Source organism: Paenirhodobacter enshiensis, from assembly GCF_000740785.1.
In the GTDB taxonomy this organism is placed as follows: domain Bacteria; phylum Pseudomonadota; class Alphaproteobacteria; order Rhodobacterales; family Rhodobacteraceae; genus Rhodobacter; species Rhodobacter enshiensis.
In genome coordinates, this window is the sequence record NZ_JFZB01000077.1 from 1 (window position 1) to 2,437 (window position 2,437).

General features: G+C 64.5%; 5 protein-coding genes. All 5 read right to left on the bottom strand.

Annotated elements, in window-relative coordinates; translation table 11 throughout:
• Positions 1–76: 76 nt before the first annotated feature.
• On the bottom strand, positions 77–319 hold the full coding sequence (locus CG50_RS15920) for a MerR family transcriptional regulator (RefSeq protein ID WP_036640617.1): 243 nt from the start codon (positions 317–319) through the stop codon (positions 77–79).
• A gap of 1 nt (position 320) precedes the next feature.
• On the bottom strand, positions 321–683 hold the full coding sequence (locus CG50_RS15925; protein ID WP_036640619.1) for a hypothetical protein: 363 nt from the start codon (positions 681–683) through the stop codon (positions 321–323).
• 1 nt (position 684) lies between these two features.
• On the bottom strand, positions 685–942 hold the full coding sequence (locus CG50_RS15930; RefSeq protein ID WP_036640628.1) for a hypothetical protein: 258 nt from the start codon (positions 940–942) through the stop codon (positions 685–687).
• A gap of 116 nt (positions 943–1,058) precedes the next feature.
• A complete protein-coding gene (locus CG50_RS15935) occupies positions 1,059–1,775 on the bottom strand; it encodes a hypothetical protein (protein ID WP_036640630.1) in 717 nt (238 codons plus the stop codon).
• On the bottom strand, positions 1,772–2,437 hold a 666-nt coding region (locus CG50_RS17145; RefSeq protein WP_036640632.1), incomplete at its 5' end, for a DUF7168 domain-containing protein. The genes CG50_RS17145 and CG50_RS15935, both read right to left, overlap by 4 nt.

Here is a 2,437-nt window from a genome sequence, read left to right on the forward strand (position 1 = left end):
ATGGTGCGGGCGACCGGACTCGATATGTAAGCAAAATCAATGTGATGGAAGAATAAAGCGTAAAAAATGCGGCCCGCTATGCGCGGACCTGCAAGAGGTTCCCTTGCCGGCGCGATTCGATCCGGCCTGCCTTGATCCATTCGCGGACCGTGCGCTCGCTACGCGAGACCGATTTCGCGTATTCCTGAACCGAGACCCATTCCGGCCGCGGGGTCATCTGGACGGCCCGCATCTGGCTGAACAGCGCGTCGATCTTGGCTTCAATTCGGGACAGATCGTTTGAGCCGATGGCGATCAGTGTGGTCGGTTGTTCGCCCATGTTATGCGAGCCCCTCTTCTGCAATGCGCCGGATCGGGCCGGCCGAGATTTCGATGATCTGGCGGAGGGCGGCACGGGCGCGGCTGTCGTCCGCTTCAAGCCTCTCAACCTCGGCTTTTGCCGCCTTCGCCTGTCCGCGCCAGTAGACGACCGCAGGCGCCGCTTTCTCGCCCCGCAGGCGCTCGATCTCGGCTTTCAGCGCGTCGCGCTCGGCCATTGCCTCATGGCAAAGGGAAATGGCTTCGTTCCGTTGCCGTCGCGCGATATCGAGCTTGCCGCGGGTACCCTTGAGCACTTCACGGTATGCGAGTGCCTTGGCCATCATCGCATCCAGCTGATGGTTCGCCGTCAAAGCGTCGCCCATCTCAGTCCCTCCGGTCGGCTTCGGTTTGCGGAAAGATCGGCTTGCCGTCCGGGCCGGCGTCGCAGCTCCAGAACGCCGCGACTTGGTCTAGGTTCAGGGCAATCGTGCCGACACGGGCATAGCCGTGGAACCCGTGCTTCGCGACGTGCTCATGCAGGGCGGCGGTCTGGTCGTCGACATAGTCGGCCGTGTTGCAGAAGCCGAAAGGGGCGTCGCTGCTCCGAAACACGAACTGGATGGATTTGAACTTCTCGGTCATCTCGTCCTCTTCGATTGTTCCCCTTCCGCCGCAGCGCGGGCAGGGGGTGTTTCCGTTGTTCCAATAGGGGTGCCTGTGGATCAGCCCTCGCCCGCTACAGCTCGGGCATCGGGCGGTCATGCCGCTACCCTCGCGGCCTCGGCGGCATAGTTGCCCCATTGCTCGGCCATGGCGTCGGCGAGGCCGGGGAAAAACCGGCTGCGGAATGCCTTGCGCTCGGCGCCGGGCGTGGCGCGGTGGATCTCGTCGCGCGCAGTCGAGCCGTCGAGCGTGCCGGTCAGCGTGAGTTTCGGCAGCCCACGCAGCCACAGGCAGGTGCGCTTCTTCACGTTGTCCGGCCCGTTCGGATCGGTGCCGAATTGCCAGGGCTGCACGCTCTGCGCCATCGGCTCGAAGTTCTCGATCCGCGCCTTGCCGTATTTGTGCATCACCGGGTTCTCGCAGGCGACGCGCTCGATGTCGGCATTCCAGCAATGCGAGAACAGCGCCGCGCCTTCGTCGAGCAGCCGCCACATGATCGCCAGCCGCTCGGCACCCGACATCTCGCGCCAGCCCGTGCGCTCGGCCGGGGTGACTTCGTCGGGCGGGTTCGGCGGCGCCTCATGCAGCCACCGCACGCCGCTGTTGGCGAGGCGCGTGCACGGCGGATGGCACAGCACCAGCAGATCCCACCCGAGCCCCAGAGCCTCGCGCACGTCGCAGATCATGTGCCGGTTGCTGCCGTCCTCGGCCGGCTTCAGATCGCACGACCAGGCATCGTGCCCGCGCGCGGCAAAGGCACGCCGGACGATGCCGCTGCACTCGCAGCCGATCAGGACGCGCAGGGCGGTCATGCTGCACCGCCGATATGCTCTGCCTCGTCCTCGGAACTCACTGGGCGGTTCAGGTTTACGCCGAGGGATGCGGCTATGCCGTGGCGGAGTGCGCTGCTGTTCAGTGTCTTCTTGCGGCCTTCCCGGCGCGACTTGATCGACGGATAGGTGCTTTCCATGTAGTTGGCGATCAGCTGGCCTTTGACGACGGCGACACTCGTCCCTGTCGTTCTCTGGCGGTGTCTTGCCCGGTCGCGTTCATAGGCCAGATCGTACATGCGATCCGCGATCCCCTCCCCGAAGCCGATCATGAACGATCTTCGGTATGTGCTGGAGGGCGCGGAACCCATCGTCTTCTGCCAGTATCCGCGATAGGCCCGCTCGGATGCACCCTGTACCAGCTCGCACAGGTAAAGAGCGAACTCGACGTCTTCAGGTTGCCCGACCCAGAATATGGTTCCTTCGCTAAACAGTGGCTGGGTCTCGGTCAGTCGGGTGATGCCCGGCGTCGCGGCATCAAGTGCGGGATGCTGGCTGCGACGTCCGGCATTGAATTCGCCCTCCGTGATCGACGACGATCCGCGTTCGATCAGTTCCGCCTCGGTCACCTCATGCTCGGCGATGATCTTCGCTGCGCGTCGGGCAGCTGCCGCGGCTTCGGCTTCGGACGACGCTTGATCTGC